The organism is Streptomyces sp. NPDC002888, assembly GCF_042888465.1.
Taxonomy (GTDB): Bacteria; Actinomycetota; Actinomycetes; order Streptomycetales; family Streptomycetaceae; genus Streptomyces.
This window is the reverse complement of the sequence record NZ_JBIAPU010000008.1, coordinates 83,826-109,132: the sequence shown is the minus strand read 5'-3', so window position 1 is coordinate 109,132 and position 25,307 is coordinate 83,826. Positions and strand designations below refer to the sequence as shown.

General features: G+C 70.8%; 24 protein-coding genes. 14 read left to right on the top strand and 10 right to left on the bottom strand.

Features of this window, described 5'->3' with window-relative positions:
• Positions 1-3 precede the first annotated feature (3 nt).
• Positions 4-981: an ABC transporter substrate-binding protein gene (locus tag ACFYWX_RS15360; protein WP_389424491.1), complete on the bottom strand. Its 978-nt coding sequence runs from the start codon at positions 979-981 to the stop codon at positions 4-6.
• Between the two features lie 294 nt (positions 982-1,275).
• On the opposite strand from ACFYWX_RS15360, the gene ACFYWX_RS15355 reads away from it, so the two are divergent.
• From ACFYWX_RS15355 to ACFYWX_RS15340, 4 genes are read left to right on the top strand one after another with little or no spacing between them, the layout of a single operon-like run.
• Complete coding sequence (locus tag ACFYWX_RS15355; protein ID WP_389424490.1) at positions 1,276-4,326, top strand: ATP-binding protein; 3,051 nt, start codon at positions 1,276-1,278, stop codon at positions 4,324-4,326.
• Positions 4,323-4,805: a roadblock/LC7 domain-containing protein gene (locus ACFYWX_RS15350; RefSeq protein WP_389424489.1), complete on the top strand. Its 483-nt coding sequence runs from the start codon at positions 4,323-4,325 to the stop codon at positions 4,803-4,805. The genes ACFYWX_RS15355 and ACFYWX_RS15350 overlap by 4 nt, the downstream gene beginning before the upstream one ends.
• A gap of 37 nt (positions 4,806-4,842) precedes the next feature.
• Positions 4,843-5,292 (top strand): DUF742 domain-containing protein, encoded by a 450-nt coding sequence (locus ACFYWX_RS15345; RefSeq protein WP_389424488.1) that lies wholly within the window; start codon positions 4,843-4,845, stop codon positions 5,290-5,292.
• Complete coding sequence (locus tag ACFYWX_RS15340) at positions 5,279-5,878, top strand: ATP/GTP-binding protein (protein ID WP_389424487.1); 600 nt, start codon at positions 5,279-5,281, stop codon at positions 5,876-5,878. The genes ACFYWX_RS15345 and ACFYWX_RS15340 overlap by 14 nt, the downstream gene beginning before the upstream one ends.
• A gap of 47 nt (positions 5,879-5,925) precedes the next feature.
• On the opposite strand, the gene ACFYWX_RS15335 is transcribed toward ACFYWX_RS15340, so the two are convergent.
• From ACFYWX_RS15335 to ACFYWX_RS15325, 3 genes are read right to left on the bottom strand one after another with little or no spacing between them, the layout of a single operon-like run.
• Complete coding sequence (locus ACFYWX_RS15335) at positions 5,926-6,594, bottom strand: ABC transporter permease (protein WP_389424486.1); 669 nt, start codon at positions 6,592-6,594, stop codon at positions 5,926-5,928.
• Positions 6,591-7,298: an ABC transporter permease gene (locus ACFYWX_RS15330; RefSeq protein WP_389424485.1), complete on the bottom strand. Its 708-nt coding sequence runs from the start codon at positions 7,296-7,298 to the stop codon at positions 6,591-6,593. The genes ACFYWX_RS15335 and ACFYWX_RS15330 overlap by 4 nt, the downstream gene beginning before the upstream one ends.
• Positions 7,295-8,536, bottom strand: coding sequence for an ABC transporter ATP-binding protein (locus ACFYWX_RS15325; protein ID WP_389424484.1), 1,242 nt, complete (start codon positions 8,534-8,536; stop codon positions 7,295-7,297). Before ACFYWX_RS15325 ends, ACFYWX_RS15330 begins: the two co-directional genes overlap by 4 nt.
• A 263-nt stretch (positions 8,537-8,799) precedes the next feature.
• Between ACFYWX_RS15325 and ACFYWX_RS15320 the strand changes: the two genes are divergently transcribed.
• A complete protein-coding gene (locus ACFYWX_RS15320; protein WP_389424483.1) occupies positions 8,800-10,833 on the top strand; it encodes an ArnT family glycosyltransferase in 2,034 nt (677 codons plus the stop codon).
• Between the two features lie 22 nt (positions 10,834-10,855).
• Here the strand turns inward: ACFYWX_RS15320 and ACFYWX_RS15315 are convergent, their stop codons facing one another.
• The 3 genes from ACFYWX_RS15315 to ACFYWX_RS15305 are packed head-to-tail and all read right to left on the bottom strand — an operon-like array spanning position 10,856 to position 13,614.
• Positions 10,856-11,569, bottom strand: a complete 714-nt coding sequence (locus tag ACFYWX_RS15315; protein ID WP_389424674.1) for an FAD:protein FMN transferase — start codon at positions 11,567-11,569, stop codon at positions 10,856-10,858.
• A 22-nt stretch (positions 11,570-11,591) separates the two neighbouring features.
• On the bottom strand, positions 11,592-12,266 hold the full coding sequence (locus ACFYWX_RS15310) for an FMN-binding protein (protein ID WP_389424482.1): 675 nt from the start codon (positions 12,264-12,266) through the stop codon (positions 11,592-11,594).
• A gap of 10 nt (positions 12,267-12,276) precedes the next feature.
• Positions 12,277-13,614, bottom strand: coding sequence for a ferric reductase-like transmembrane domain-containing protein (locus ACFYWX_RS15305; protein WP_389424481.1), 1,338 nt, complete (start codon positions 13,612-13,614; stop codon positions 12,277-12,279).
• A 151-nt stretch (positions 13,615-13,765) separates the two neighbouring features.
• Between ACFYWX_RS15305 and ACFYWX_RS15300 the strand changes: the two genes are divergently transcribed.
• From ACFYWX_RS15300 to ACFYWX_RS15285, 4 genes are all read left to right on the top strand, one after another.
• Positions 13,766-14,455 (top strand): response regulator transcription factor, encoded by a 690-nt coding sequence (locus tag ACFYWX_RS15300; RefSeq protein WP_389424673.1) that lies wholly within the window; start codon positions 13,766-13,768, stop codon positions 14,453-14,455.
• Positions 14,452-15,897 carry a sensor histidine kinase gene (locus tag ACFYWX_RS15295; RefSeq protein ID WP_389424480.1) on the top strand — a complete coding sequence of 482 codons (1,446 nt, stop codon included), beginning with the start codon at positions 14,452-14,454 and terminating at the stop codon, positions 15,895-15,897. Before ACFYWX_RS15300 ends, ACFYWX_RS15295 begins: the two co-directional genes overlap by 4 nt.
• Positions 15,898-16,016: 119 nt before the next feature.
• Positions 16,017-17,360: an MFS transporter gene (locus tag ACFYWX_RS15290; protein WP_389424479.1), complete on the top strand. Its 1,344-nt coding sequence runs from the start codon at positions 16,017-16,019 to the stop codon at positions 17,358-17,360.
• 111 nt (positions 17,361-17,471) lie between these two features.
• On the top strand, positions 17,472-17,765 hold the full coding sequence (locus ACFYWX_RS15285; RefSeq protein ID WP_389424478.1) for a DUF1330 domain-containing protein: 294 nt from the start codon (positions 17,472-17,474) through the stop codon (positions 17,763-17,765).
• 611 nt (positions 17,766-18,376) lie between these two features.
• Here the strand turns inward: ACFYWX_RS15285 and ACFYWX_RS15280 are convergent.
• On the bottom strand, positions 18,377-18,721 hold the full coding sequence (locus tag ACFYWX_RS15280) for a DUF5958 family protein (RefSeq protein WP_389424477.1): 345 nt from the start codon (positions 18,719-18,721) through the stop codon (positions 18,377-18,379).
• A gap of 122 nt (positions 18,722-18,843) precedes the next feature.
• Here ACFYWX_RS15280 and ACFYWX_RS15275 point away from each other — a divergent pair, with 122 nt between their 5' ends.
• Both ACFYWX_RS15275 and ACFYWX_RS15270 read left to right on the top strand, forming a co-directional pair.
• Positions 18,844-20,124 carry a helix-turn-helix domain-containing protein gene (locus ACFYWX_RS15275; RefSeq protein ID WP_389424476.1) on the top strand — a complete coding sequence of 427 codons (1,281 nt, stop codon included), beginning with the start codon at positions 18,844-18,846 and terminating at the stop codon, positions 20,122-20,124.
• A 496-nt stretch (positions 20,125-20,620) separates the two neighbouring features.
• Positions 20,621-20,806 (top strand): hypothetical protein, encoded by a 186-nt coding sequence (locus ACFYWX_RS15270; RefSeq protein ID WP_389424672.1) that lies wholly within the window; start codon positions 20,621-20,623, stop codon positions 20,804-20,806.
• Positions 20,807-21,224: 418 nt separating this feature from the next.
• On the opposite strand, the gene ACFYWX_RS15265 is transcribed toward ACFYWX_RS15270, so the two are convergent.
• Positions 21,225-21,569: a hypothetical protein gene (locus ACFYWX_RS15265; protein WP_389424475.1), complete on the bottom strand. Its 345-nt coding sequence runs from the start codon at positions 21,567-21,569 to the stop codon at positions 21,225-21,227.
• A complete protein-coding gene (locus ACFYWX_RS15260; protein WP_389424671.1) occupies positions 21,562-22,047 on the bottom strand; it encodes an ATP-binding protein in 486 nt (161 codons plus the stop codon). The genes ACFYWX_RS15265 and ACFYWX_RS15260 overlap by 8 nt, the downstream gene beginning before the upstream one ends.
• 252 nt (positions 22,048-22,299) lie before the next feature.
• On the opposite strand from ACFYWX_RS15260, the gene ACFYWX_RS15255 reads away from it, so the two are divergent.
• The 3 genes from ACFYWX_RS15255 (at position 22,300) to ACFYWX_RS15245 (ending at position 25,306) form a co-directional block, all read left to right on the top strand.
• A complete protein-coding gene (locus ACFYWX_RS15255; protein WP_389424474.1) occupies positions 22,300-23,553 on the top strand; it encodes a helix-turn-helix domain-containing protein in 1,254 nt (417 codons plus the stop codon).
• On the top strand, positions 23,538-24,068 hold the full coding sequence (locus ACFYWX_RS15250; protein WP_389424473.1) for a GNAT family N-acetyltransferase: 531 nt from the start codon (positions 23,538-23,540) through the stop codon (positions 24,066-24,068). Before ACFYWX_RS15255 ends, ACFYWX_RS15250 begins: the two co-directional genes overlap by 16 nt.
• Positions 24,069-24,508: 440 nt before the next feature.
• On the top strand, positions 24,509-25,306 hold the full coding sequence (locus tag ACFYWX_RS15245; protein WP_389424472.1) for a maleylpyruvate isomerase family mycothiol-dependent enzyme: 798 nt from the start codon (positions 24,509-24,511) through the stop codon (positions 25,304-25,306).
• The last annotated feature ends 1 nt before the right edge of the window (position 25,307 follow it).

Below are 25,307 nucleotides of genomic sequence, written 5' to 3'. Positions count from 1 at the left end.
TGGTCAGTCCAGGCCGGCGGACTTCAGCCAGGCCTTGGCCACGTCCAGCGGGTCCTTGTTCTCCAGCTGCACCTGCAGGTCCAGGTCGAGCAGCGTCTTCGTGTCGAGCTTCGCCGAGACCGCGTTCAGCGCGTCGACGCCCTCCTGGGAGAGCCCGCTCTTGTACGCGAGCGGCGTCACGTTCGCGAAGCCGAAGAGGTTCTTCGGGTCCTGCAGGACGACGAACTTCTCCTTGAGGATGGTCGGGTCCGTGGTGAAGATGTCCGCCGCCTGCACGGTGTTCTTCTTCAGCGCGGCCTGGGTGAGCGGACCACCGGCGTCGAGGGCCTTGAAGGACTTGAACTCGAGCCCGTACTCCGACTTCAGCCCGAGCAGGCCCTGCTGCCGGGTCTGGAACTCGGGCGAGCCGCCGATGACCAGGTCCGGAGCGGCGTCCTTGAGGTCGGCGAGCGTGGACTGCGAGGTCAGGTTGTACTTCTTCGCGGTCGCCGCGTTGATCGTGACGGAGTCCTTGTCCTCGGCGGGCGCCGACTCCAGCAGCGTCAGCTTGCTGTCGAGCTTGGCCTTGACCGCCGCGTTCACGGTCTCCTTGGACTTCTGCTCCGCCTTGGCGTCCAGGTAGGCGAGGAGCGAGCCGTTGTACTCGGGCAGGACGGTGATGGACCCGTTCTTGAGCAGACCGTAGGTCGTCTCGCGGCTGCCGATGTTGGGTTTGTAGCTGACCTTGAGCCCCTTGGCCTTCAGGGCCTCTCCGTAGATGTCGCCGATCAGGATGCTCTCGGCGAAGTTGTTGGAGCCGACGACGACGGTCTTGCCGTCCGACTTGCCTCCGGAGAGCGGGTCCTCGGTGTCGCCGGAGGACGACGAACATCCCGCGACGAGCACCGCTGCGGCGGCGACGGCTACGGCTGCGACGCCGGGGTTTTTCGGGTTGAACCAGCTGCTCTTCGCGGTAGGAATCACAGGATTGATCCAATCCATCCAGTTCTCGCCCAGTCAAGAGCGGCCCGGTTACTGATTGGCTTCGAAACATGACCAGTTGTAAAAGACAGGTAAACAGAAGCCGGGGGCGCGGAGCAGCCGGGACCGACGGCGCTTCGTAATGGATTCTTGACTTAGGGCGACGCGATCGGCCCTTCCGCGAGCCGGTAGGCTCACATCAGTTGACATCGGTCACAACGGTCACAGCGTTCGCGGGGGGACCAGTCCGCGTCGATCAGATCCGGTCACGTGCGTTCTTCGCGCGCGGTTGAGACACCCCACGAAGGAGGCCCGGTGTCCACGAACGAGGTGGACGCGCCCGCGCCCTCGCGGCGCGGGGTCCGCCGGCTCCACGGCCTGCACGGCTTCGCCGACCGGTGGCCGTTCCGACTCAAGCTCAACGTCCTGCTGGGCGTTCCACTCGCCGTGGTGGCGGTACTCCTCACCTACCTCATCACCGACCTCGTCCAGGAGTCCGACCGCGCCGAGTCGGCGGCCCAACTCGTCCGCGACAGCGCCGAGGTGGCCTCGCTCGTGGACCGTCTGGAGGCCGAGCACCAGCAGGCCATCCTGCTCTCCGTGCGGCACGAGGCCACCAACGACGGCGGCACCCCCTCGCAGACCGCCTACCGGGTGGCGCAGGTGATGGTGGACTCCCAGGTCCGCAAGGTGCGCGAGACCTTCGGCGACCGGCTGCCGGGCACCGAGGCACAGGCCCTGCGTGAGATCACCGGCCTGGACAGTTTGCGCGACACCATCGAGCAGGGCTATCTGCCCGCCGACAACATCGACCCGGCGTACACCAACGCCGCCCAGAGCGTCATCGACGGCCTCGGCCTGGACCGCAACGCCGCCCTGGCCGCCACCTTCACCGGCAACCTGCTCGACTCGCTGCTGCGCGCCGACGCCGCCCACGCCGCCTACGAGACCGGGGTGTTCTCGGCGCGCACCGGTGACTCCAACGCGCTCATCGAGTTCACCGGCGCGGTCGGCAGCTACGCGGTCTACACCTACCAGGCGGAGCGCTTCGCGCGGTTCGCCACGGAGGAGCAGGCCGACGCGCTCGGCGGCATCGAGCACAGCACCCCGCAGGCCACCATCGGCCGGCACTACGCCGAACTCACCGTCGACCCCAGCACGTTGCAGGCCGACACGCCCGCCGAGGCGCGCAAGGCGTTCCAGGACGCGCTGTCGTCCTACGGCGAATACCGCGACCAGGCCGAGAGCCGGCTGAAGATCACCACCTCGCTCATCGGCGAGATCGCCGACCGAGCCGACGACGCCTCCGAGAGCGCCCAGTGGCGGGCCGGGCTGCTGCTGAACATCACCCTCATCGGCTTCGCGCTGTGGATCGCCTTCTCCGTGCTGGTGCGCCGCTCAGTGGTCCGCCCGGTGCTGGCCCTCACCGGCGCCGCGCGGCAGGTCGCCGACGTCGCCGACCGCGAACTCGCGCGGGTCGCCGACGACGACACCGAGGACGACGGGCCGCCGCGGCTGCGCGAGATCCCGGTCACCGCACGCGACGAGATCGGCCAGCTCGCCGAGGTGTTCAACCGGGTGCAGACCACCGCGGTCGCGCTGCTGGCACGGCAGGTGCTCAGCCGCCGCAACACCGCCGAGATGTTCGGCAACGTCGGTCGCCGGGTCAGCAACCTGACTACCCGGCAGCTGGCGCTGATCGACGCGGTGGAGCGCGGGGAGACCGACCCGGCGCTACTCGAACGGCTCTACAGCATCGACCACATCGCGGTCCGGCTGCGCCGCAACGCCGACAGCCTGATGCTGCTCGCCGGCATCCGCGAGACGGTCCTGGACTCCGGCCCGACCGCGCTCACCAACGTGGTGCGCGCCGCGCTCGGCCAGATCGAGGGATACCAGCGGGTACGGCTGTCCGCCGGGACCGAGGTCATGGTGGAGCCCGACATCATCGGCGACCTCACCCTGATGGTGGCCGAACTTCTGGAGAACGCCGTGTCGTTCTCCCCGGCGGACAGCCTCGTCGAGGTGACCGTGCGGGATGTCGCCGAGGGCGCGCTGATCACGGTCGCCGACCACGGCCTGGGCATGAGCGCCGAGCGGCTGGAGGAGGAGAACGCCCGCCTCATCCGGCGCGAGCGCCTCGACCTGGTCCCCACGAAGGTCCTCGGCCTCTTCGTCGTCGGCGCCCTGGCCCGCCGCTGGGAGGTCGGCGTCGCCCTCTCCCGCACCCGCGGCGGCGGCGTGACAGCCGAGGTGACGATCCCGTCGACTCTGCTCCTCACCATGAGCACGCTGGCCTCCGGCGGTCCGACGGTGCCCCCTGTGGCCGGGAGTGCCGCATCACGAGGGCCGGTGAAGGCGGAGCTCACGGCCGACGCGGCGAGCACGGCGGCCGACCGGAGCGCGATCGACGCCGTGAGCACGGCGAGCGCCACATCGGGCGTGGCAGGCGACAAGTCCGCTTCCGGTGACGGGAGTTCGGCCCGCGCCGGGCTCACGACCGCCGCCCGGGTCCCGCTGCCTGCCGTACCGGCCCAGAGCGCACGGGCCGGTTCCCACGACGAGCCCGGCCCCCTCCCCCGGCGCGTCCCCCGGCGGGACGACGCCTCGGGCGGCCCGCAGGCACCGTCCCCCGCCGGCACCGCCGCCACCGCAGCCGGGGAAACGCCGCCCGCCCCCCGGCCCCGCAGCGAGGGCACGCCCCCGGCGACCCCGTCCTGGGCGAAAGACACGCCCCGGGCAACCCGCCCCTCGGAGACAGACGCGCCCCGGGCAACCCGCCCTTCGCAGACAGACACACCCCGATCGACCGCGCCCTCGGAAACAGGCACGCCCCGGGCGACCCCGCCCTCGGGAACAGGCACGCGTCCCTCGGGCACCCCCGCGTCGACCGGCACGCCCGCTGCGGGCACCCCCTCCTCACCCCCGCCCCCCGCCGGCGGCGACCCCGGTGCACGCCCGCTGCGCCGCCGCGTCCGGGGAGCCACCCTGCGTACGACGGTCGGTGCCGCCGCCGAGCAGGCCGCGCGGCAAGCCGCCCGCCCCGCCGACGCCGACGCCGTACGACTGGCGCTGGAGGAGTTCGAGGAGGCCGTGGAGCGCGCGCACCGCGACAGCGGCGGCCCACACGAAGAGCGCGCCGCGCATGACCCGCACGACGCGCACCACATGAACGACCGGCACACGACGGACGACCGGCACACGCCGAACGACCGACGCACGCCGGACGACCGCCCCACCCAGAACCACCCGCACGCCCCCCAGCCCACCCCACGCGACGGGCACGACCAACCCGACGGGCACGACCAACCCGGCCCGCGTGAACCGCACCACCAGAACCACCTCCCGGAAGGAGCCGAGCAGTGAGCACGTCGACAGGTGGCACCCCGACGGGAGGCACCACGCCGACCGACCTGCAGGCCGCCGCAGCCGACTTCACCTGGCTGCTAAACCGTTTCGCCACCGAGACCGCGGGTGTCGTGGACGCCATCGCCGTCTCCTCCGACGGCCTGCTCATCGCGGTGTCGGAGCTGCGTGAGCACGCCGACTCGGAGCGCCTCGCCGCGATCGTCTCCGGCATCACCAGCCTGGCCGCCGGTGCCTCCGGCAACTACGGCCTCGGCCCTCTCAACAAGGTCATCATCGACCTGGAGGGCGGCCACGTCCTGGTCTCCGCGATCGGCAGCGGCGCCGTGCTCGGCGTGGTCACCAGCAAGGAGGCCAAACTGGGCAACATCGCCTACGAGATGACGGTGTTCGCCAACCGGGCCGGTACCGCGCTCAGTCCGCAGCTCGTGCTGGAGCTGAAGAACAGCGTCGGCGCCACCAAGCCGACGCGGCGCTGACCGCCCGCCGTCGGCCGAGAGAGGGAGACGACCTGCGATGGCGGACGGCCGCACTGCGCGCGGCGCCGACGAGGACGGCTCCCCGCCGCCCCCCGAACCGGCCCCGGTCGGTCCCGCCTCCGCCGTACGGCCGTTCCTGGTCACCGCCGGACGGGTGGCGGGCACCGCCTCCGGCCGGACGATGCCCGTCGAGACCCAGGTGGTGGCCACCGTCACCGGGCTCGACGCGCTCGACCGGCTCTCCTTCGAGCAGCACGACATCGTCGCCGCCTGCCGCCTGCCGCAGTCCCTCGCGGAGCTCGCGGCCCGGCTGCGGCTGCACCTGAACGTGGTGCGGGTCCTCGCCGAGGACCTGCGCGACGCGGGGCAGTTGACGGTGCACGTGCCCGACGCCGACGTCACCCACGACGCTTCCGTCCTGCGCAGGCTCATCGACGGCCTGCGCGCGATTCCCGACTCCCGGGGGGTACTCCGTGACTCCGACTGAACCGCTCGCCCCCGTCGCCGCCGACCGGGCCGCCGTACGGCCGCCGCTGCCGGTGAAGATGGTGGTCGCGGGCGGTTTCGGGGTGGGCAAGACCACCACCGTCGGCGCCATCTCCGAGATCGAGCCGCTGACCACCGAGGCGGCGATCACCGAGGTCGCGGCGGGCGTGGACGACCTCACGCACACCCCGCGCAAGGCCACGACCACGGTCGCGATGGACTTCGGCTGCCTGACCATCGACCCCACCCTGAAGCTGTACCTGTTCGGCACGCCGGGGCAGGAGCGGTTCGGGTTCATGTGGGACGACATCGTCGAGGGCGCGGTCGGCGGGCTGGTCATCGTCGACACCCGCCGCCTGGACGACTGCTACGCGGCCGTCGACTACTTCGAGCACAAGCAGATCCCGTTCGCGGTCGCCGTCAACGCCTTCGACGGCAAGGTCGAGCACAGCCTCGACGAGGTCCGCTGGGCCCTCGATGTCGCCGACCGCGTCCCGGTCATCGTCTTCGACGCCCGCGAACGCGGCTCGGTACGGGACGCTCTGCTCGTCGTCCTGGAACTGGCACTGGCCCGCTCGCAGGCGTGACCGGCAGGAGTGCGGCCGACTCCCGCGACCCGATCCGCCGCCAGGTTCTAAGCGCTCCTGCGCACCCCCGGTGACACCGCGATCCTGGCGACCGCCCAGAACAGGGCCAGGGTCGCCAGGGCCAGTACGGCGACGCAGCTGGCGCCGCCGATGACCTTCTCGTAGTTGCGCTGGTAGAGGCCGTCGACGATGTAGCGGCCGAGGCCGCCGAGGGAGACGTACGCGGCGATGGTGGCCGTGGAGACGATCTGGATGGCGGCCGAGCGCAGGCCGCTGAGGATCAGCGGGAGGGCGACCGGGAGTTCGACCCGGAAGAGGATGCCGGCCTCGTGCATGCCCATGCCCCGGGCGGCGTCCACCGGGGAGGGGTCGACGGAGCGCATCGCCTCGTACGTCGTGACCAGGATCGGCGGAACGGCGAGGACGACCAGCGGGATCATCACGTTCACCAGGCCGAACCCCAGCAACAGGGTCATCAGCACCAGCAGACCGAAGGTGGGCAGGGCCCGCCCGGCGGTGGCGATCAGGGACAGGGCGTTTCCGCCGCGCCCGTAGTGGCCGGTGACCAGGCCGACCGGCAGCCCGATCAAGGCGGCCAGGGCGAGCGCCTGCAGGGTGTACTGGACGTGCTCCCCGACGCGCGTGGGGATGCCGTCGTAGCCGGTCCAGTGGGCGTGGTCGCTGAAGAAGGCGTTGACGAAGTTGAGTACGTTCACCGGGCAGCGTCCTTCAGGGCGGGCACGGCCGGATCGGGCCGGGTCTCGGTCTTCCGGCGGCGCGTGCCGCTCGGCATCCAGGGGGTCAGCAGGACGCGTACGAGGACCAGCAGGGCGTCGGCGAGGATCGCCAGGACGGCCATGGTGATCACGGCGTTCCACGCGAGTTCGGGCCGGTTGTAGATGGTCGCGTCGTTGAGCAGGTTGCCCAGCGCGCCCTGGTTGCCGATGAGCGTGCCGACGCTGACGAGGGAGATGCTCGACACCGTCGCCACCCGCAGACCGGCGATGATCGCGGGCACGGCGATCGGCAACTGGACCTGGACGTAACGGCGTACGGGCCCGAAGCCCATGGCGGTGGCCGCGGCCAGGGTCTCCTGGGGCACCGAGCGGACGCCGTCGACGATGGCCGGCACGAGGACGACGAGGGTGTAGACGGTGAGCGGGATCATCACCGTGAGCTCGGTCTGGCCGGTGTAGTCGATGAGGACCACGAAGAAGGCCAGCGACGGGATGGCGTACAGCACGGTCGTCACCCACAGCACCGGCGGGTACAGCCAGCGGAAGCGCACGCACAGCTGGGCCACCGGCAGCGCGACGACCAGGCCGGCCAGAACCGGCAGCAGCGCCTCGCGCAGGTGCAGTCCGACGAGGCCGAGCCAGCTGTGCTGGAGGTCGCTGGGGATGTCGAAGAAGCCGTTCACCGGGCGGCCTTCGGGTCGTTCGCGGGGTCGGCGGCCTTCGGGTCGTTCGCGCGACCGGCGGTCTTCAGGTCGTTCGCGGGGTCGGCGGCCTTCGGGTCGTTCGCGCGACCGGCGGCCTTCTGCCGGCCCGCGCGGCCTTCGGCGTGCGCCCCTCGGATCTCCTCGGCGATGGTCTGCTGCGAGACGACCCCGGCGGCCCTGCCGTCCGCGTCCACGGCGACGGCCCACCCGGTGGGCGACAGGACGGCACAGTCGAGCGCGGCCCGCAGCGTGCCCGTACCGGCCGTGAAGGGCCGCCCGTACGGCAGCAGCCGCTCCGGCACGATCTCCCCGGCGGCCAGCTCGCCCGGCTCGCTCCAGCCGAGGGGCCTGCCCTCCACGTCGGTGACGAGGAGGTAGGGGACGTCCGACGTGGCGCGCGCGGCGATCTGCTCGGCGGTGGCGTCGACGGCGACGATCGGGGAGGTCAGCAACGCAAGGCCGGCGGACGGGAAGAAGGAGAGCCGGCGGATGCCGCGGTCGGCGCCGAGGAAGTCCTCGACGAACGCGTCGGCGGGGTCGGACAGCAGCTCGGCGGGCGGCGCGAACTGGGCGAGGTGGCCGCCGGTGCGCATCACGGCGACCATCGTGCCGAGCTTGACGGCCTCGTCGATGTCATGGGTGACGAAGACGATGGTCTTGCCCAACTCCTCCTGGATACGCAGGAGTTCATCCTGGAGGCCCTTGCGGACGACGGGGTCCACGGCGGAGAACGGCTCGTCCATGAGCAGCACCGGCGGATCGGCGGCGAGCGCCCGCGCGACACCGACGCGCTGCTGCTGGCCGCCGGAGAGCTGGTACGGGTACCGCTTGGCGAGGGAGGCGTCGAGCCCGACCCGGCCCATCAGCTCGCGGGCCCGCTCCCGCGCCTTCTCCTTGCCCCAGCCGAGCATGCGGGGCACGGTGGCGATGTTGTCGACGATCGTGCGGTGCTGGAAGAGGCCGGCGTTCTGGATGACGTAACCCATGGACCGGCGCAGGGTGTTGACCGGCTGCTGCGTGATGTCCTTGCCGTCGATGAGGATGGTGCCCTCGCTGGGCTCGACCATCCGGTTGATCATGCGCAGGGTCGTCGTCTTCCCGCAGCCCGAGGGGCCGACGAGGACGGTGATCGAGCGGTCCGGTATCTCCAGGGAGAGTCGGTCGACCGCCACCGTGCCGTCCGGATACCGCTTGGTGACTGAATCTATCCGTATCAAAACGCCGAACACCCTTCGGGTCTGGCAAAAATGCCGCCCGCGCTCTTGGCCGTGAGGCGGGCCGTTGCGGGGAGAGTCTAGACGGCTCATGTTGCACGGCTGTGGCCGAGGCTTGGCGTCCGGGCAGGCCAGGCTGTGGGCGACCTGTGAGTCCGCTGATTCTCATCGTCCGCTCACCGCAGGCTCAGCGCTCCCCCAGACAGGGCCCCGATGGTCGCTGCCATGAACGCCTCTTGCCGCCCGGAGCCCTTGGAGTACGCGTCATGACGATCCTCGCCCCGCCGCCCGCGTCCGCCCAGGAGGGCAGGCACCGGGCCGCCCCGCCCGTCCGAGGCGGACTCGCCTCCCGCACCAGGGCGCTGTTCACCGGCACCCCGGAGGACCCCCGCTGGGCGCGTCCCGCGCTGTGGGCGGTCCTGGTGCTGGCCACGGCCCTGTACGCGTGGAACCTCTCCTCCGTCACCGGCAACAGCTTCTACAACGCGGCCGTCTACAGCGGCACCAGGAGCTGGAAGGCGTTCTTCTTCGGCGCCCTGGACGCCGGCAGCTTCATCACCGTCGACAAACCGCCCTTCGCCCTGTGGGTGATGGGCCTGTCGGCCCGCGTCTTCGGCTACGGCACCTGGCAGCTGGCCCTGCCGATGGTCGCGGTCGGCGTCGGCTCGGTGGCCCTGCTGCACCGCATGGTCAAGCGGGACTTCGGCCCGGTCGCGGGCATCGTCGCGGCCCTCACGCTGGCCCTCACGCCGATCACCGTCGCCATCACCCGGGACACCAACCCGGACCCGGTCCTCGTCTTCCTGATGCTGCTCGGCGCGGCCGCCCTGATGAAGGCCGTGCGCACCGGACGCCTGATGCCACTGGTGTGGTCCGGCGTCGCGATCGGCTTCGCGTTCAACACGAAGATGATGCAGGCGTACGTCGTGCTGCCCGCGTTCTTCCTGGTCTACCTGTGGGCGGCACGCGGCAGCCTCGGCCGACGTGTCCGCAACCTGGCCGTCGGCACGGTCGCGCTGGTGGTGTCCAGCGCCTGGTGGATGGTGGTCGTCGACCTGATCCCGGCCTCCTCCCGCCCCTACATCGGCGGCTCGACCGACAACACGGTCTGGGACCTGGTCATCGGCTACAACGGCTTCGGCCGGATCTTCGGGGCGAGTTCGTCGGTGGGCTCGCAGGGCAACGGGGCGAGTTTCGGCGGCGAGGCGGGCCTGTACCGGCTGTTCAACGACATCATGGGCGGCCAGATCTCCTGGCTGATCCCGTTCGCGGCGATCGCGCTGGTGGCAGGCCTGGTCCTGCGCGGCCGTGCTCCCCGCACCGACGCCAGGCGGGCGGCCCTGCTGCTCTGGGGCGGCTGGTTCGTCCTCCACTACCTGACGTTCGCCCTCGCCGAGGGCACCTTCCACCCGTACTACGTCACCGCCATGGCCCCGGGCATCGCGGCCCTGGCGGGTGCGGGCGGGGTGATGCTGTACCAGGCCCTCCGTGAGGGCTCGGCGGCCAGGTGGGGCTGGGTGCTCCCGACGGCGATCGCGGCGAGCACGGTCTGGGCGGTCGTGCTGCTCCAGCGGGTCTCCGGTTCCGGGACGCTGTACACGGTCGCCGAGGTGGTGGCCGGTACCGGGGGCGCGGCGGCGGTGATCGGCCTGCTGATCGGCCGGTTCACCCGGCGACACCGTCTGATGGGTGTCGCGGCCCTGACCGCGGTCGTCGCCCTGCTGGCCGGCCCGGCCGCGTACTCGGTCTCGGCGGCCTCCTCGACCCCCAACGGCACCAACCCGACGGCCGGTCCGAACACGAGTGGTGGCATGGGCGGCGGTAAGGGTGGCGGCCAGAGTCCCAGCGGAGCGAACGGCGGACCGAGCACGGCCGACGAGAGCGGCGGCGCGCCGACGAACACAAGGACCGGCAGCGAGCCGACCGGCACCGCTGGCGGCGGCGGTGGCGGCATGGGCGGAGGCACCCAGGTGTCGTCCGCGATGATCACGTACCTGAAGAAGAACCAGGACGGCGCCACCTGGCTGGTCGCGGTCGCCACCGACCAGACCGCGTCCTCGATCATCCTGGAGTCGGGTCAGCCCGTCATCTCCATGGGCGGCTGGTCCGGCAGCGACAACGCGATGACCCTCGCGGGGCTCAAGAGCCTGGTGAAGGCCGGCAAGCTGCACTACATCGTCATCGGCGACAGCGGCCAGGGCTCCTCGAACTCCGAGGTCTCGACCTGGGTCAAGGCGAACGGCACGGCCGTCTCCGACTACAGCGGCCTCTACCGCCTGGACGCCTCCGACGTCAGCTGAAGCACCCGCACGGGGGCGGGGCTCACGCGGCCGCCGCCCCCGCCCCCGGGAACCCCGGCGTCCGCAGCACACGCCGCTCGGCGTCCACGGCGTACACCTCGCAGCCCTCTCGTGCGGCCGCCCACTCGATGCCCTCGGGGCCCATCGCGAAGGCGGCGGTGGCCACGGAGTCCGCCTCCGTCAGTGTCGAGGCGACGACCGTGAAGCTGAGGAGGCCGGTGGACGGGCGGCCGGTGCGGCCGTCGAGGATGTGGTCGCCGCGCTCGTAGCGTGCGGAGGTGGCCACCGCGCCGTCGGTGAGGGCGAGAACGGTGCACAACTTGTCGGCGTGTTCGGGGTGCCGTACGCCGACCCGCCAGGGGCCCCCGGAGACGACGACGTCGCCGCCGGCGTTGAGGCAGAAGCGCCGCGCGCCGGCCGCGGTCAGCAGCTCCGCCGCCCGCTGCACGGACCAGCCCTTGACCACCGCGCAGGGGTCGAGGCCGCGTCCGGGCAGCCGTACGTCGAAGGCGCCGCCCGTCTCGACGCGGTAGTGCTCGCACAGGTCGAGGACCTCGGCGAGGTCGGCGCTCACCTCGTCGGCGCGCAGCTCGCCCCGGTCGAGGCGGGACACCTCGCTGCCGGCCTTGAACGGGCTGAACCGCTCGTCGACCTCGCGCAGCCACGCGAAGACGGCGTCCGCGGCCTCGTCGGGGACGTGCTCGTCGTCGACCCGCAACGAGACCGGGAACCCCATGACGTGCTCGACGCGGTGCACGTCAGGCGCCCTTCGCGTCGATCGCGGCCTGGAGCGACTCCCTGTAGCCGTCGCTCGTGATCGTCGCCCCGGACACCGTGTCGATGTCCGCGCTCTGCACCTCCAACGTCTGCGCAATCAACTTCGGCACCGCGGCCGTCGTCTGCGGGTGGTTCGGCTGCTTCAGCATCCGCACCGAACCGATCTTGTCGCCCGCGAAGGTCACCTCGACCTGCACGTCACCCTTCTCGGTGTTCACGGTCGAGCCCGCGACGACCCGCGAGGCGGCGGACGGTGAGGCGGCGGCGGTCGTCTGCTGGTCGATCGCGGCCTGGAGCGACTCCCTGTAGCCGTCGCTCGTGATCGTCGCCCCGGACACCGTGTCGATGTCCGCGCTCTGCACCTCCAACGTCTGCGCAATCAACTTCGGCACCGCGGCCGTCGTCTGCGGGTGGTTCGGCTGCTTCAGCATCCGGACGGCGGTGATCCTGCCGTCGGCGAACGTCACCTCGACCTGTACGTCGCCCTTCTCGGTGGTGACGACCGTGCCCTTCACGACCTGGGAGGAGGACCCCGACGGCGTCGAGGCGGGGGCGGCGGCCTCCGTGGTGGGGGTGGAGCCGGTGGACGGCTCGTAGCGCCAGACGGGGATGAGGCCCGCTACGGACAGGACCAGGACAGGAATGGCTCGCTTCACGATGTCTCTCTCATCCCGCCAGGCTGAAGCGTTCGAAGTGGGTCTGCTGCTTGGGCACGTTCAGCTCGCGCAGGCTGCCCAGCACCGCGTTCATCATCGGCGGCGGTCCGCACAGGAACACGTCCCGGTCGGCGATGTCCGGCACCAGCCGGACCAGCTCGGCCGGGGCCAGCCTGTCGGGGACGGGCGGGCCGGTCACCAGGTGCAGGTCGGCGCCCTTGGCGTGGGCGAGTTCCCGCAGCTCGTCGTAGAGGACGGCGTCGCGGTCCGTGGCGACCCGGTAGATGACCACCGCGTGGCCGTGCAGCTCCTCCAGCAGGGCCCGGATGGGCGTGACGCCCACGCCGCCCGCGATGAGCACGGCCTCGGGCCGGGTGCGGTGCATCGTGGTGAAGGCACCGTAGGGGCCCTCGGCGAAGACCCGGGTGCCCGGCTTGACGTGCCGCAGGGCGGCGGAGCCGGAGCCCGCGGCCTTCGCGGTGAGCCGCAGCGTGCGGCCGTCGGGCGCGGCCGAGAGGGAGAACGGGTTGGCCTGCCACCAGCGGTCCTTCGTCAGGAACCGCCACAGGAAGAACTGTCCGGCCCGGGCGGGCAGCCGGTCCAGGTCGCGTCCGGTGATGTAGACGGAGACCACGTTGTCCGACTCGGGGACGACCGCCGAGACGCGCAGCTGGTGACGCCAGTTCCGCCACAGCGGCAGGGCGAGCCGGCCGACGGCCACCGAGCCGAGGGCGACGCCCCACAGCGCGTACCAGTACGTCGTGGCGGCGGGCGACGCGGTGAACGTCGTACCGACCGCGACCTGATGGGTGAAGGCCAGCACCACGGCGGCGTAGGTGTACAGGTGGAGGAAGTGCCACGTCTCGTACGCCAGTCGGCGCCGCGCCCAGCGGCCCGACACCGCGCCGATCACGAGGATCAGCACGAAGGCGACGAGGGCGCGCAGCACGCCCTCGATGGTCTCGGCCAGGTCGATCAGCTGGCTGAGCGGGTCCGTCGACGACAGCTCGGCATAGCCGAAGGTGATGAACACCACATGCCCGACCAGCGTCCACAGCAGCCCGAAGCCGACCCAGCGGTGCCAGGAGGTCAGCCGGTCCATGCCGATCCGGCGGTCCAGCCAGGGCAGCCGGGCCACCAGCAGCAGCTGGAACGCCATCAGCAGCGCGGCGTACAGGCCGGTGAAGCGGCCCAGCACCATCAGCGCACCGGAGTCGAAACCGGCCTGGACGAAGAAGAAGGCCACGACGGCCGCGTTGGCGGCGACCAGGGCGTAGAGGCCGGTACGGGCCACGATTTTGGGACGAATCGCCGTGGGGGGTACGGGTGGCGATTGGACGGTCGTCACGGACGAAACTCCTTGATCGGGTCCTCAGGACTCCGAGCTTCGCCGCTGGAAGCTGTCGTTTTCCTGTCGTACAACTTTCAAGTGCTTATCGAAGCACATGGGTGGGGTGCCCGGGGGTGGCGGGAGCGGGTCCGTGACGCAGTATGAGCGGGTGGAAAAAGTACGACTCCTGGTCGTGGACGACGATCCGCCCATCGCCGACCTGGTCGCGACCGTCGCCCGCTACGAGGGCTGGGAGGCGGTCACCGCGAACACGGGTGAGGCGGCGCTGCGCAGCGCCGCCGAGTTCCACCCGGACATCGTGGTGCTCGACCTGATGCTGCCCGACATCGACGGCTTCGGCGTCCTGGACCGGCTGCGCCGCTCCGGAACCATGGTGCCCGTGGTGTTCCTCACCGCGCGCGACGGAGTAGCCGATCGGGTGGCGGGGCTGACCCGGGGCGGCGACGACTACCTGGTCAAGCCGTTCGCGGTGGAGGAGCTGATGGCCCGGCTGCGGACCGTGCTGCGGCGCAGCGCCGGGCCCGGCTTCCAGCGGTCGGTGCTGCGGGTGGCGGACCTGACGATGGACGAGGACACCCGCGAGGTGCGCCGCGGCGAGCAGTTGCTGACGCTGACGCCGACCGAGTACGAGGTGCTGCGCTATCTCATGCGCAAGTCGCCGACCGTGCTGACCAAGGCGCAGATCCTGGACCACGTGTGGGAGTACGGCTTCGGGGGCCGTTCCAACGTGGTGGAGCTGGTCGTCAGCCGGCTGCGCCGCAAGCTGGACGCCACGGGTTCGCCGCTGATCCACACGGTGCGCGGGTTCGGCTATGTGGTCCGGCAGGTCGCCGAGTGATCGGACGGCTGCGGCAGTCGTACCGCAGGCTGCGGCTCGGCACCCGCCTCGCGCTGGGCCTGGGCGTCCTGTCGCTGGTGGTGTTCGCCGTCGTCGGCAACGTGCTGACCATGTACATGCGCGACTATCTGTCGGCCCAGCTCGACACGACGTTGGCGCAGGGCCAGATCGCCCAGTCCAAGAGCATCGCGGACTACGGCACGCTGTCCGGGAAGAAGTACTACAGCTGGTTCTACGCCGTGTACGACGTGGCGGACGGCAAGCCCCAGCTCCGCCGGCCCGACGACCCCGCCGACCTGCCGGAGGACGTCGACGACTTCACCTCCCTGGCCCGGGCGCAGACCACCGCCGACACGGAACTCCTGCGTACCGCGGATCTGCGGGGCAAGGGCGAGTACCGGCTGCGCGCCTGTGAGGTGAAGCCCGGCGTGGTCCTGGTCAGCGCCGCGCCCCTGGACGACATCGACGACACCGTGGGGCAGCTGATCACGATTCAGGTGGTCACCTTCGGGCTCGCCCTGCTGGCCCTGGTGGTGTTCGGCCGGGCGATGCTGCGGCGCGGCCTGAAGCCGCTGAGCGACATGGCGCACACCGCGCACGGCATCACCTCGCACGACCTCACCGAGTCGGCGGCCCGGCTGCCGCTGCGCGCGGACAGCCCCGGGGGCGGACCGGAGGTCGAGGAGCTGCGCACCGCGTTCAACACCATGCTGGAGCACATCGACGACTCCCTCGCGGTGCGCGCCAAGGCCGAACAGCGGCTGCGCCGCTTCGTCGCCGACGCCTCGCACGAGCTGCGCACACCGCTGATGTCGGTACGGGGCTACGCGGACCTCTTCCAGTACGCGGCCGCCAACGCGCCCGAGGAACGGGACAAACACCTGGCCCGGCTGCGCGCCGAGGCCGCGCGCATGGGCGTCCTCCTCGACGACCTCCTCCTGCTGGCCCGGCTGGACGCGGCCGAGGTGGAGACACCGCTGCGCCTGGAGAACGCCGACCTGGCGGAGCTGGTCCAGCAGGCGGCGGACGCCTTCCGCGCGAGCCGCCCCGACCGCCCCCTGAAGGTCAACGCCGGGCCCGGACCGCTCCGGCTGCGCATCGACCCGCAGCGCGTCCGGCAGGTCCTGGACAACCTCCTCACCAACGCGGCCGTGCACACCCCGGCGGGCACCCCGGTGTCCGTGGAGATCGCCGTCGCTCCCGACGCGGCCCTCGTCCGCGTCACCGACGCGGGGCCCGGCATCCCGCCCGCCGACCGCGAGCGCGTCTTCGACCGCTTCTACCGCGTCGACAAGGCCCGCAGCCGCGACCGCGGCGGCAGCGGCCTCGGCCTCTCCGTCGCCCGCTCCCTGATCCACGCCCACGGCGGCACCCTGGAGCTGAGCGGCGGCCCGGGCTCGACGGTGTTCACGGTACGGATCCCGCGGACGCGGGGGGTGTGAGGGCGGGGACCGCTGACGCGGGGGGTTGCGAGCACAGGTCCCGCTCTCCTGAAGCGGGTTACGCAGGTTCCAATCCTGCCGGGGGCACCAGCGCAAAGGCCACCTACGGATCCTCGTAGGTGGCCTTTCGCGTCGACAGCGCGCAGTGGACGCTGACCATCGCCCTGCTCAGCGGCGCCGTCGCCACACCCGTCCTCGGCCGGCTCGGAGCCGGTCCGCACCGGCGGGCCACGATTCTCGCCACGCTGGCGATCGTCGTCGTCGGCAGCGCGCTCACCGTGCTGCCGCTGCCGTTCGCCTGGCTGCTCGTGGGCAGAGCGGCCCGAGGCGTCGGACTCGGTCTCACGGCGCTGATGATGGGCGTGGCCCGCGACCATCTTCCCGAGGAGCGCAGCGCGGCCACGATCGCCCTGATCTCAGTGGTCTCCATCATCGGAGCCGGCGTCGGCTACCCGCTGGCCGCGCTGCTCGCCGAGTTCGGCGGACTGCGGGCCGCCTACGGTCTCGGCCTGCTCGTCACCGCCATCGCCTTCGTGACCGCGTGGCGCTCCATGCCCGCAGCTCCCGAAGGCCGCTCCGCTCACGTGAACGTGGCCGGTGCGCTCGTCCTGGCGGGTGGACTGCTCCTCGTCCTGTTCCTGGCCGGCGAGAGGAGCCTGTGGAGCCGACACCTCGCCGTGGCGGTGACCCTTGCCGTCGCCGCCGTACTCCTGCTCTGCGTCTGGACCGTTTCCGAACTGCGAACCAAGACGCCCCTGGTCGACGTCCGGGCGGTACGGCACCCGGCGGTCGCCGGGGCGAACATCGCCATGTTCGTCGGCGGGAGCGGCATGTACCTCCTGCTCACGCTCATCACCCGCTACGCGCAGACGCCGCACAGCGCCGGCTACGGCTTCGGACTGACCACCTTCGTGGCGGGGCTGGTCCTCATCCCGTTCTCCGTGCTGGGGTTCGTCGCCGGCAAGCTCACGCCGCGGGTCCGGACGCGGATCGACGGCCCCCTGCTCCTGGCCGGCAGCGCCGCCATCGTCGGCGGCGGGTTCGTCCTGTTCGCCACCGCCCGGTCCAACCTGGCCGAACTGCTCGCGGCCATGGGCGTGCTGGGCTTCGGCGTCGGCAGCTTCTCGGCCGCCATGCCCGGCGTCATCCTGGCCGTCACCCCCAAGAGCGAGACGTCGAGCGCCATGAGCTTCAACTACGTCGTCCGCAGCGTCGGGTACTCCCTGGGCAGCGCCATCGGCGGTCTGGTCCTGGCCGCCGGCACCGCCACGGGCCGCCTCTTCCCGAACGACGACGCCTACACGACCGCGGCGCTGGTCGGCGTCGCCGCGATGGCGATCACGACGATGGCCAGCCTCGCCCTCGCCCTCGCCCTAGCCCGCCGACGCTCACCCGAGACCAATCCGATCACAGCCCCAGTCGGTGTGCCGGACCTGGGCCGGTCGAGTCGAACCGGAAGCTGAGGATCGAAGCCGTCCGACTTCGACGCCGCTCCGTCGGCTCGCTGACCCACAGCGCGCCGGCCATGGATCTGAGCATGTTTCTGATCATCAATTCCGAACACAGGAGGTACCGTGGCCAAGGGCTACTGGGTCAGCGTCTACCGCACCATTGCGGACCCCGAGAAGGTGGCTGCCTACGACAAGCTGGCCGGTCCAGCCGTCAAGGCCGCGGGCGGGCGGCTGCTCTCCCGCGGCAGCCGGGTCGCCGCACACGACGCCGGAATCGCCGAGCGCACCGTCCTGATCGAGTTCGACAGCTTCGAACAGGCGGTCGCCGCACGCGCGAGTGCGGCCTACCAGGAGGCGCTGGCCACACTTGCTGACGGCGTCGAGCGCGACTTCCGCATCATCGAAGGCCTCGACTGACGATCGAGGTTGCGTCGGCGACGAACACGAAGCCGACTGCGGGGATCACCCCGGCTCGTCAGCGCGCCGCACCGTCGCGAACAGCGTCAGGCCAGTGGCATCGGCGGTGATGTCCAGTCCGGCGACGGTTCCCGGCGGCGCGCGGCACGGCCGTCGGCCTCGATGTCGGCGGGGGTGCGTTCGACGAGGTTTCAGCGGCCGATGTGGGTCATCAGGGCGGCGTAGGGGTTCGGGGTCGCGATGTTGGAGAAGTAGAACGTGCCTCCGGGGCGGCACAGGCGGGACAGAGTGGTGCGGATCAGGGCTCGGGCGAAGCGTTCTTCGAGGTAGTCGAAAAGGCCTCCGGCCAGGACCAGGTCGAAGGGGCCGTGGTCGGCGGCCAGGTGGGCGTCGCAGGACGTTGCCGGGGGCCGCGGCGGTCTGGGCGCGGGTCGCGGGCGGCAGGTGTGTGAGGGCGTACTGGAGGACGTCGGGGTCGACGTCGTTGAGGACCAGGCGGTCGGCGGGGTGCAGGAGAGCCGGGTCGACTCGGCGCAGGTCGGCGGCGCCTCCGGACGCTATCAGCAGGATGCGGCGGCCGGTGGCGCGCGCGGGGGCCGTGCTCGGGAACCTCAGGTTGCGTCCCGTGGCGGATCCGGCAGGTTGTGCCACGCGTGGCCGCATTCCCCGGCGCAGTACAGCGTCCGCCTGCGGGTATCCGCGATGCTGAAGAGGGCGACGGGCAGGCGGAAGGACTTGGTGAGTTCGTAGGCCGGAAGTGTGTCCATCCCGGAGCGCCGCTTCGTGAGCATCACCGCCGACGTGTGAGTGGGGCGGATGCCGGAACGCGCGATGCTCTCCGGTACGTCCTCCTCGCGGGCGCGAGCCCGCCCGCAGAACGGCACCTCTGCGGACGGTGGTTGTCCACGCCCCAGGGAAGGCTCACCGTTCTGCGGGCTGGTCGTGAACAAGATCACGCTTCGCAACCCTGGAACCGTCCCAGGCGTATTGGCGTGCAGGTATGGGGGAGCGCCTGGGAAACCGTGCCCCATCGGGACAGGCCCGCGCGGGCCGGCAAACGGATACGAGTACGGACCACATGGATTCGATCCACGACGATGTAGCGGAGTTCGCGTTACTGCTGACGCGTCTGAAGAAGCGCACCGACCGCAGCTACGCGGCACTGGCCCGCCGACTGGGCGTTCACGCCTCCACCCTGCACCGCTACTGCTCCGGAGAAGCAGTCCCGCAGGACTTCGCCGGAATCGAGCGGTTCGCCGCACTCTGCGGCGCCTCCCCCGAGGAACGCACTGAGCTGCACCGCCGGTGGATCGTGGCCGCCGCCGCGCGGCAACGACCACGCCCATCCGATACCCGGCAGGCACCAGCGCCCCACACCACCACGAGCACAGCGGCATCAATCGTCCCCGCAAGCGCTGCCGCGTCGGCCGTCTCTGCGAGCGGCAGCAGCCCGGCCGTGGAGGCGCCCAGACCGATCTCACCGGCCAACCAGCGCCCCGAGCCAACCTCACCGCCCTGGCCGCGGCCCCACGGCGGGCGCCCCCGACGACGACCCGTGCGGTCGATGGCACTGGCGGCCTCGCTCGTCGCCGCGCTCCTCGGCCTCACCGCATCCGCCGGACCCCCCTCCGCGTCGGCCACACACAACGGCAGCCCCAAGCCGAACCAGGCAAGCGCCGGCACGGCCCCACCGGTGGCCCCCCTCACCTGGACCGCCAACTCCCACACACTCGGACTCACCGGTTGCGGCGAACCCTATGTCGTCGCCAAGCCGACGCAGCAAGTCCCGCCGCCCCCACACCCGGAGGACATCGCGGCGTGGGTCGCCTCCCAGCAGGCGGTGCACGGGGACACCACCGGCGTGCGGATCACGGTGCAGGGACGCGGCTCCGCAGCCGTCGTCCTGGAAGCACTGCACGTGCGCGTGATCAACCACGCCACCCCCGCCGCCGGCCGGGGCATCGCCTACTCCTTGAGCGACGGCTGCGGCGCCGCCCTCATCCCCCGCTACTTCTCCGTGAACCTCGACGCGCACCAGCCCCTGGCCCGTTCGATGCCCGGCGACAACGGGGCGGGCACACCGATCCCCGCAATCGACTTCCCCTACCTGGTGTCCCTGCAGGAGCCCGAAGTCCTGGTGGTCTCCGCGCTCACCGAGTCCTGCACCTGCGACTGGTACCTCGACCTCGACTGGTCCTCACAAGGCCGCACCGGCACGGTCCGCATCGACGACCACGGCCGCCCCTTCCGCACCACCAGCACCAAAGGACTGCCGGGCTACCGGTACGACCGCATCTATCACCACCCCGGCCGCTGGGTCCCGATCCCCGCCGCCAACATGGCGGCAACCGGCGACTGACGAAGCAACAGGCCACGCAGCCCGCCCGGCAGCACAACCGGCGGGAGTGGGGCCTTGTCCGGCCCGCCGTCGATGGGATCCGGGCGAGGCCCGGGGGGGGCCGCGCACCTCGCGCGTCTGTCCGGCTTCAAATCCCCCAGCGCAGACACCACCGTTGTCCGCCGCCCGTGCCGATCTGGCCAGTTGCCAAACCCGCTCTACCGCGGCCACCTCCAGCGCCCCGGGCACCACCAACATGTCACAACGCAGCCGGCCGATACCGCCACCCGGCGTAAGCCACTACGCGCACGACAACCATCCTGCGGCTGCGCGGCCAGCCCAGGTCCTCCCCCGTCGACGCGGTCGGCGGTGGCCTCGCCGGTATCCGACTGCTGCTCCACTCCGCCTCCACCCTGCTGGGCGACCGCCCTCGGCCCACCACATCCCACCAGCGGGCCACACTCCGCAGCTGCCGCCAAGTCGCACCCACCGCCACCGGCCCGGCCCCACTCCCAGGATCAGGGGAGGGGCACAAGGCGGTTGCCAGGGTTTCGGGTTCCTTGGCCATTACTCCATCATCCAGGCGACCGGCTTCCACGCCCTGTCGCCCGGACAGCAGGTCGACCTCACATGGGAAGCCCCTGGCTTCAGGCAGGACGGATACGACTACCGCGCGGTGAGCATCGTGCCTCGGCCTGCCTGACATCCACAGTTGACATCAACGCCGACGTACGCCCACGGTCCCCAATGGTCCGCTACGCCACCGCACCCTTTACCGCAGCACGCAGTAGCGCCCGGTTGATCGAACTCCTGAAGCGGGTGTCGCAGGTTCGAATCCTGCCGGGAGCACAGCCTTGAGGGCCAGCTCAGGAGGGGTTTCCTCCTGGCTGGCCCTTCGCTTTGGTTCGCCCCCGTGCTCCTGTGCCACACGGATGCCACAACCCACCCAATCCCGAGGGCTCAGTCACGCACGGACGTCTGCCTGGTCTGGGTCGGTCCCCGTCGGCACGGCTCGGCATGGATGTAGACGGTGACGCTCGCGACGGAGTCTCCGTCGAGGATGTGCGTGGTGTGAGCCTCGCCGGAGCCGATCGGTTTGCCACACCGCCCGCACAGCCGGATCACGGCCGGAACCCCCTGACGAGCCTGGCCAGGCCTCGCCCGACTGCGCACTCGCTGGGCTCTTGCACGCACGGCTCGCACTGCGGGGCATGGTCGAAGAGCGCGTCCAGCGCCCGCTTGGCCACACAGCCACGACAACCGCGCGGGAACCACCGCACCGGAGGCGTGGAACCGTCCGGCTGAATGACACGTTCGCCGAGGTCGACGGCCGTCTCGGCGGTCAGGTCCTCGTCACCCCACACGCAGGTCCTTCCGCGCGACTGGTCCTCGGTGAGCGTGTCGAGGGCGGGCAGTGCCAGGAGGGCCAGGGCCTCGGGGGCGATGCCCTGGGCTGCGTCACTCATGCGGGCTCCTCCGGTCGTCAACCAGTTCCTCGCCCGCATCAGCCGTACCGGCAGACAGGGCCTCAGCGTGAGGTCGGTGCTTCAGTTCGGCCCAGACGACCTTGCCCGAGGGCTTCCGGTCGTACCCCCATCTCCAGCTCAGGGCCTCGACCAGGATCAGGCCGCGCCCTTCCTCGGAGTCGTGACCGGGGCTGCCCACGCCTGGGGCCTCCCGGCAGTTGTCGGCGACACCGATGCGCACGAGGCTGTCGGTCGGTCGCGTGACCACCACACGGGCTGCGCTGCGACGCGTGTGGTTGATGGTGTTGTTGAAGAGCTCGGCGACGATCTGCTGCCCGTCCTCGGCCAACTCGCCTATCCCCCAGGTGTGCAGCGCGACGGAGACGAGCAGACGGGCCCGGCGAGCGGATTCCGGCTCGCAAGGCATCGTCTCGGCGTAGCCGGGGGCGCCGGTCGCGGCGGGCCTGGCTGAGGTCATGGTCACGGGAACATCCCCTCCGAGGGTGGGACGCCCGCCCAGCACGACGAAGTGACGCTGGTGCGGGCTTTCCTCCATGCCGCCGAAGGGAGTTGAAAAGCCCTCTCGACGGCCTGCTCCCCAGTCAACGACCCATCGCAGGCGGGGAACAGGAAAGGCACTGCTCCGACCGCCAGCCCCGAACCGGAAGGCTTTGCCTCCTCGTGACCTCCTGTCTGGCTCCCGCCTGCCGGGAGGTCTACCGTCGGCGGCATGGGAGCGAACGCCGTCCTCAAGGCCCGGATGCAGGAACTCGGGCTCACCCAGGAAGAGTTAGCCGCCCGAATGAACACCGCGCTGGCAGACATCACCGGCCGCCCGGGCGACGTCTCCGCCCGCACTATCCGCAACCTGCTGAACGGAACCTCCTGCCGTCCCATCGGCCGTACGTGCGCGGCGCTGGAGCGGGTGTTCGGCTGTCCCGTCGAGGACTTGGGGTTCAGCGCACCACACACCATGCACAACCCGCAGGAGGGCCCAGTGCGCCGTCGCACCTTCCTCACCTCGGCCACCGGAACCGCAGCCGCCGCCGTCCCTTTGGTGGCCCAACGCCGCACGGTCGGCATGTCGGACGTGGCCCGCGCCGCCGCCGGGATGAACGCACTCGTCGAGGCCGACGACCGCCAAGGCGGCCACGCCGAACTGGAGAAAGCCGCAGTCCAAGGCCGCGCCAGCGTGCTGGAGCTACAGCAGCGCAACGCCGGCGAACGCGTCCGACGAGCCCTGTACGCGCTGGCCGCCGAGTACACCGCCATGGCGGCCTGGTCCTGCATCGACGCCCGCAATCTCGATCAGGCGCAGAAGTACCTGAACGAAGCCTCGACGTACGCCGGCCTCTCCCAGGACGGTCCCACCGAAATGCGGGTTTGGGTCAACCTCTCGATGCTCGCCTCTCAACGTCGCAACTGGCCCGAATCTCTCGCGGCCGCTCAGGCCGCACAAGCCTCTCAAGGGGCCCGCAGGGACCCGTTCTTCGACTCGCTCGGCCGAGTTCGCGTCGCTCTCGCGTACGCAGGGCTCGGCAACCGTCAGGGTGCCCTCCGCTCTCTCGGATCAGCCCAGGAGACTCTTGCCAAGGCCTGCGAACGCGAGCGTCCCCGATGGACTGCCTTCTACGGCCAGGCCGAACTCGACCACCTCGCCGCCATCGTTCACAACCGCAGCGGACAGCCCACCCACGCCGAAGCCATGGCCCACCGCGCCCTGGCCAGGATCCCGCCGGTCTTCCGCCGCAACCGGGCGCTGGCAACCGCCCAACTCGCCCTCGCACAAATCCACCAGCGCGACGCAGAACAGGCCACGGCCACAGCCACCGGTGTCTTCACCATCATGGACGGCGACCCCCTTCCCGGCCGCACGCGCACGCTCATCGGCGACTTCCACCGGGACCTGTTCGTCCTGGCCCCCTCTACCGCCTTCGCACGAGACTGGGCAGACCGTATGCGGAACGAATGGAGCCGAGCGTGATCAACCTGCGCCACTTCCAGCACGGAAATCTCCCCGAAAGCTTTCGGCAGATGCTCATCGACGTACACGCCGACGCCTATGCCGACCAAATGGACGACCCTTTCAATCAGCGCTTTGCCTGGTTCGTCGACCGCTGGTCAGGCAAGGCGGGCTTCACGTGCGTCGTGGCGTACGACGGCGACGAGCCGACCGGCTTCGCCTACGGCGCCCCCCTCGCCCCCGGCCGCGAATGGTGGCGCTCCACCCCCTACAAGCCGAACAACGGCTACACCTCCACCTACGCCGTCTCCGAAGTCATGGTCCGCCCAGCCTGGCGCAAACAAGGCATCTCCGAACGCCTCCACGAAGCCCTCCTGAAAGAGCGCACGGAAGACCTCGCCGTACTCCTGGTCGACGTGACCCACCCCAAGGTGCAGGCACTGTACGAGTCGTGGGGCTACACCAAGACCGGCGAACAACAACCCTTCGCCGACTCGCCGGTGTACGCAGTCATGCTCAAGGGCCTTCGCGCCTGAGTTCAGGGTCTCTGCACAGATACTTGGTCCGCGCTCGACACCCCATACCGGCCTGCGACTTGGGTGACGGAAACACCCGCGGCCACCTCCATGACCGCGTGATACCACTGCTCGACCACTCTCACCTCCACCAGCACGGCCTCATCATCCCGCTCTCTCCCTGCACGCGCCGATCAGACATGGACGGGGCGACGTATGCGAGTGCCGGCACATCGTGGCGAGTGTCGGAGCCAGACCCGCGAGTCAATTCGGAAACCTCAAATTGGGCACGGTAAGAGCGGCTAATGAGGCCTTGCCGGCGCGGCGTTGCGTGACTCACTGATCGTTTCAGAATGTGGACATGGCGTCATCTGAGGGCGCCCGGCCCGTGCCGCGCGCTCGCCGCCTCGGCTGTGAAAATCACTGTCCGATTGTCGGAACACGGTGATAGAAGGGTCCATGTGACAACGACACTTCCGTTCCCCGTTCTGTTGCGACTGATCGACGAACGGTCGACTGCCTTCCGCGCCGTGGTCGCCTCCGCGCCCAGCCTCGACGTACAGGTGCCGACCTGCCCCGAGTGGACGCTGTTCGATCTGGCGCAGCACATCGGCGAGGGGCGCCGCGCCTGGGCCGCCACCGTCGCCGCAGGGCCTGCTCCGGCCAAGTCCGCAGCGGAGGGCGCCCCGGCTGCGCCTCGGGAGCGCGAGGCCGTGCCGGCCTGGTTGGCCGCGTCGACGCAGGAGTTGGTGGACGCACTGCGGGAGGCCGGCCCGGATCGCGGTTGCTGGACGTGGTGGGGTGCGTCCCAGTCGCCGCAGACCTGTGGCGCCGTCGCCCGGCACCAGCTCCAGCAGATCGCGGTGCACACCTACGACGCCCAGGTCACTGTGGGTGCCCCGGAGCCGCTGCCGGATGAGGTGGCACTCGACGGTGTCGAGGAGTTCCTGTCCACCTGCGTCGCAACGACGAGTGCCTGGCCGCACAAGCCCACTGCCTTCGACTTCCACGCCACCGAGGGCCACTCCTGGCGCCTCACGGTCGACGGCGACGGCGCACGCTCCACCCGTATCTCCGCGCCCGGCACGACGCCTGTCGCCGCTGCCGACGAGGGCCCGAACGCGGCTGGCGTCTCCGTTCGCGGCACGGCCAGTGAGCTGGTTCTCTTCGTGTACGACCGTATCCCGGCGGACTCCCTGCAGATCGAGGGAGACGCAGGTTTGTTCGACCTGCTCCGCGCGTGGGACCCGGAGGAGTAGG

Bases quoted from the DNA above. Each gene is read 5' to 3' on its own strand.
- ACFYWX_RS15315 (WP_389424674.1), bottom strand. From the start codon at position 11,569: ATGGGGTTCCCGGTCTCGTTGCGGGTCGACGACGAGCACGTCCCCGAC.
- ACFYWX_RS15250 (WP_389424473.1), top strand. From the start codon at position 23,538: ATGGAGCCGAGCGTGATCAACCTGCGCCACTTCCAGCACGGAAATCTC.
- ACFYWX_RS15360 (WP_389424491.1), bottom strand. From the start codon at position 981: ATGGATTGGATCAATCCTGTGATTCCTACCGCGAAGAGCAGCTGGTTC.
- ACFYWX_RS15260 (WP_389424671.1), bottom strand. From the start codon at position 22,047: ATGACCTCAGCCAGGCCCGCCGCGACCGGCGCCCCCGGCTACGCCGAG.
- ACFYWX_RS15345 (WP_389424488.1), top strand. From the start codon at position 4,843: ATGGCGGACGGCCGCACTGCGCGCGGCGCCGACGAGGACGGCTCCCCG.
- ACFYWX_RS15275 (WP_389424476.1), top strand. From the start codon at position 18,844: ATGGATTCGATCCACGACGATGTAGCGGAGTTCGCGTTACTGCTGACG.
- ACFYWX_RS15255 (WP_389424474.1), top strand. From the start codon at position 22,300: ATGGGAGCGAACGCCGTCCTCAAGGCCCGGATGCAGGAACTCGGGCTC.
- ACFYWX_RS15320 (WP_389424483.1), top strand. From the start codon at position 8,800: ATGACGATCCTCGCCCCGCCGCCCGCGTCCGCCCAGGAGGGCAGGCAC.
- ACFYWX_RS15265 (WP_389424475.1), bottom strand. From the start codon at position 21,569: ATGAGTGACGCAGCCCAGGGCATCGCCCCCGAGGCCCTGGCCCTCCTG.